The sequence below is a fragment of the Pseudoalteromonas sp. 120-MNA-CIBAN-0494 genome, assembly GCF_040308885.1.
Lineage (GTDB): Bacteria > Pseudomonadota > Gammaproteobacteria > Enterobacterales > Alteromonadaceae > Pseudoalteromonas > Pseudoalteromonas nigrifaciens.
The window spans coordinates 1-3,621 of sequence record NZ_JBEOOE010000067.1; the positions used below are offsets into that span (position 1 = coordinate 1).

At 39.8% G+C, this 3,621-nt stretch carries 13 tRNA genes; 4 read left to right on the forward strand and 9 right to left on the reverse strand.

The window, feature by feature from the left end:
• Nucleotide 1 precedes the first annotated feature (1 nt).
• From AAEY55_RS17865 to AAEY55_RS17905, 9 genes are all read right to left on the reverse strand, one after another.
• A tRNA-OTHER gene (locus tag AAEY55_RS17865) sits at nt 2-92 on the reverse strand.
• Nucleotides 93-149: 57 nt separating this feature from the next.
• Nucleotides 150-240 (reverse strand) — tRNA-OTHER (locus tag AAEY55_RS17870).
• A gap of 523 nt (nt 241-763) precedes the next feature.
• A tRNA-Val gene (locus tag AAEY55_RS17875) sits at nt 764-839 on the reverse strand.
• A 56-nt stretch (nt 840-895) separates the two neighbouring features.
• Nucleotides 896-971, reverse strand: a tRNA-Val gene (locus AAEY55_RS17880).
• Between the two features lie 150 nt (nt 972-1,121).
• Nucleotides 1,122-1,197: transfer RNA gene (locus AAEY55_RS17885), tRNA-Val, on the reverse strand.
• A gap of 158 nt (nt 1,198-1,355) precedes the next feature.
• Nucleotides 1,356-1,431 (reverse strand) — tRNA-Val (locus AAEY55_RS17890).
• 151 nt (nt 1,432-1,582) lie between these two features.
• Nucleotides 1,583-1,658: transfer RNA gene (locus tag AAEY55_RS17895), tRNA-Val, on the reverse strand.
• 156 nt (nt 1,659-1,814) lie between these two features.
• Nucleotides 1,815-1,890 (reverse strand) — tRNA-Val (locus tag AAEY55_RS17900).
• Between the two features lie 150 nt (nt 1,891-2,040).
• Nucleotides 2,041-2,116, reverse strand: a tRNA-Val gene (locus tag AAEY55_RS17905).
• A 735-nt stretch (nt 2,117-2,851) separates the two neighbouring features.
• Between AAEY55_RS17905 and AAEY55_RS17910 the strand changes: the two genes are divergently transcribed.
• The 4 genes from AAEY55_RS17910 (at nt 2,852) to AAEY55_RS17925 (ending at nt 3,510) form a co-directional block, all read left to right on the forward strand.
• Nucleotides 2,852-2,927 (forward strand) — tRNA-Ala (locus tag AAEY55_RS17910).
• A 37-nt stretch (nt 2,928-2,964) separates the two neighbouring features.
• A tRNA-Glu gene (locus AAEY55_RS17915) sits at nt 2,965-3,040 on the forward strand.
• A 144-nt stretch (nt 3,041-3,184) separates the two neighbouring features.
• Nucleotides 3,185-3,260 (forward strand) — tRNA-Glu (locus AAEY55_RS17920).
• 174 nt (nt 3,261-3,434) lie between these two features.
• A tRNA-Glu gene (locus AAEY55_RS17925) sits at nt 3,435-3,510 on the forward strand.
• Nucleotides 3,511-3,621: the final 111 nt, after the last annotated feature.

Here is a 3,621-nt window from a genome sequence, read left to right on the forward strand (position 1 = left end):
GTGGTGGGTGATACTGGACTTGAACCAGCGACCCTCGCCATTCGTTATAAAGGGCGGCGATGCTCTTTTTCTTTCAACTGAGCTAATTACCCAAAAGGACTTTTATATTATTTTAGTCTTTAATGGAGATATTAAGAAGTGTTTATATGTGGTGGGTGATACTGGACTTGAACCAGTGACCCTCGCCATTCGTTATAAAGGGCGGCGATGCTCTTTTTCTTTCAATTGAGCTAATTGCCCAAAAGGACTGATATATTATTTTAGTATTTTATGGAGATATTAAGAAGTGTTTATATGTGGTGGGTGATACTGGACTTGAATCAGTGACCCTCGCCATTCGTTATAAAGGGCGGCGATGCTCTTTTTCTTTCAATTGAGCTAATTGCCCAAAAGGATTTATATATTATTTAAGTATTTGATGGAGATATTACGAGATACTAAGAAGTGTTTATATGTGGTGGGTGATACTGGACTTGATGCCAGCGACCCTTGCCATTCGTTATAAAGGGCGGCGATGCTCTTTTTCTTTCAACTGAGCTAATTTCCCAAAAGGACTTATATATTATTTTAGTATTTTATGGAGATATTAAGAAGTGTTTATATGTGGTGGGTGATACTGGACTTGATGCCAGCGACCCTTGCCATTCGTTCTAAAGGGCGGCGATGCTCTTTTTCTTTCAACTGAGCTAATTGCCCAAAAGGATTTATATATTATTTAAGTATTTGATGGAGATATTCCGAGATACTAAGAAGTGTTTATATGTGGTGGGTGATACTGGACTTGAACCAGTGACCCTCGCCTTGTAAGGGCGATGCTCTCCCAACTGAGCTAATCACCCACATATAAAATAGGTATAACGCTTAATTAAATGCTTTAAACATTTAAACTGTAATTTGGTGGGTGATACTGGACTTGAACCAGTGACCCTCGCCTTGTAAGGGCGATGCTCTCCCAACTGAGCTAATCACCCAAATTACATTATTAACTATCAAGGGTGATAGTTAACACTGGACTTTAACCAGTGAACACTGCCTTTACTTGTAAATAGCGGCGATGCTCTCTTTTTTCTAACTGAGCGAATTACCCATTTAGATTTTTGTAATATACACCATTTTAAAAATGGTGGGTCGTACTGGACTTGAACCAGTGACCCTCGCCTTGTAAGGGCGATGCTCTCCCAACTGAGCTAACGACCCATATTACATGCTACTACCTATACAGATAGTACTGGACTTTAACCAGTAAACTTCGCCATTACTTGTAAGTAGCGGTGATGCTCTCTTTTTGTAACTGAGCTAACGACTCATATTAAAATTTTAAAACGCGACTATTATATAATAATAGGTTTTATATGTGGTGGGTGATACTGGACTTGAACCAGTGACCCTCGCCTTGTAAGGGCGATGCTCTCCCAACTGAGCTAATCACCCACATATAAATTAAAACGCTACTATTAAAATAAATAGTACTGGATTTTAACCAGTGAACACTGCCTTTACTTGTAAATAGCGGCGATGCTCTCTTTTTTCTAACTGAGCTAATTACCCATTTAGATTTTTGTAATATACACCATTTTAAAAATGGTGGGTCGTACTGGACTTGAACCAGTGACCCTCGCCTTGTAAGGGCGATGCTCTCCCAACTGAGCTAACGACCCATATTACATGCTACTATCTATAGATAGTACTGGACTTTAACCAGTGAACTTCGCCATTACTTGTAAGTAGCGGTGATGCTCTCTTTTTGTAACTGAGCTAACGACCCATATTACAATTTTAAAACAAGACTATTATATAATCATAGGTTTTATATGTGGTGGGTGATACTGGACTTGAACCAGTGACCCTCGCCTTGTAAGGGCGATGCTCTCCCAACTGAGCTAATCACCCACATATAAATTAAAACGCTACTATTAAAATAAATAGTACTGGACTTTAACCAGTGAACTTCGCCGTTGCTTATTAGTAGCGGAGATGCTCTCTTTTTCTAACTGAGCTAATTACTCATATAGAAATTTAGATGTGAACACTTATAAAAAGTGGTGGGTGATACTGGACTTGAACCAGTGACCCTCGCCTTGTAAGGGCGATGCTCTCCCAACTGAGCTAATCACCCACATCTAAACAACAACACAATGCTGCGTTGTTGTGGGGCGCTATTATAGATAGAGTTGTAAATGTGTCAACACTTGAATGATAAAAATGTGCTGAGTGGGGGTTTTATAAACAACAAGTAATGTTTGGAGTTTGTTTTATCGACAAATCAATGCTTAGTGTTTAAATAAACGCCGTATTATCTGTTTAGGCTTAGATAGTTAATATCGAAAATCAAGAAAGTAATAAGCCAATCTATTTTAACTTAGTTGCTGTGGTGTGTTTATTGATCATAAAGTGCAGCTTATATAAAGTAATCACTTAAGTTATAAATTTACGCCGTGATTAAATCGCCTTTAAATTAAACCAATTTTAATCCGCAAAAAACCAATGCGATCTAATAGTGCGTAAAGTGGTTATTATGCCAAGGCATAAAGTAAGGATACGTCATTGAACGATGAACTAAATATGCCAAGTTGAATTTGCATATAAATGTATACCTTTTCTATGCTCAATAAAAATTAAAACAAGCAGAGCAGGGGTTATCTAATCATCCAGCCATAATTTATAATACACTCAAGGGGCTAATTTACTGTAAATTGCCCTTTTTAGCCTGCTTGGTAGCCAGTTTGTTGAAAAATAAACCATTTAAATAAAGCAGAACAAAAAACTGTTGACTTTATTTTGGGTGGTGCATAGAATGCGCCCCGCACTAAGCAATACACGACGTGTTTATCACAGCGTGTGTAAATAAGTTGGGGCTATAGCTCAGCTGGGAGAGCGCTTCGCTGGCAGTGAAGAGGTCTGCGGTTCGATCCCGCATAGCTCCACCAACTTATTAGTGTTTGTCCTAGGGTAGCAGTTTTCTGTGTCCCCATCGTCTAGAGGCCTAGGACACCGCCCTTTCACGGCGGTAACAGGGGTTCGAATCCCCTTGGGGACGCCATTTAGCTTTAATTAGTTAAAGGCGGTTTTACCGAGAAAATAGCGTCACAATTAAAGCTCGAGTCTTTACTTGTATTAAGCGCAATTACCTTAAAACTCAGGATGTGAGTTAAACTAATCAATTGTCCTAGTGATACATTTATGTGTCCCCATCGTCTAGAGGCCTAGGACACCGCCCTTTCACGGCGGTAACAGGGGTTCGAATCCCCTTGGGGACGCCACTTACTATTTATAGTAGGGTAGTGTTATTAAAAGCTCGCCTGAAACGAGTCTAAAAATTCAGTTGTCCTAGTGACACAGAAAATGTTTCTGAGAAGATAATGCCATTCGCCTCACAGGCTCGGTCTCATCTTACACAGAAATAGCAAATCAATGATTTGCAAACCAATTTCTGCGTCCCCATCGTCTAGAGGCCTAGGACACCGCCCTTTCACGGCGGTAACAGGGGTTCGAATCCCCTTGGGGACGCCACTTACTATTTAATAGTCAGTGCAGTGTTATTAAGAAAGCTCGCCTGAAACGAGTCTAAAAATTCAGTTGTCCTAGTGACACAGAAAATGTTTCTGAGAAGATAATGCCATT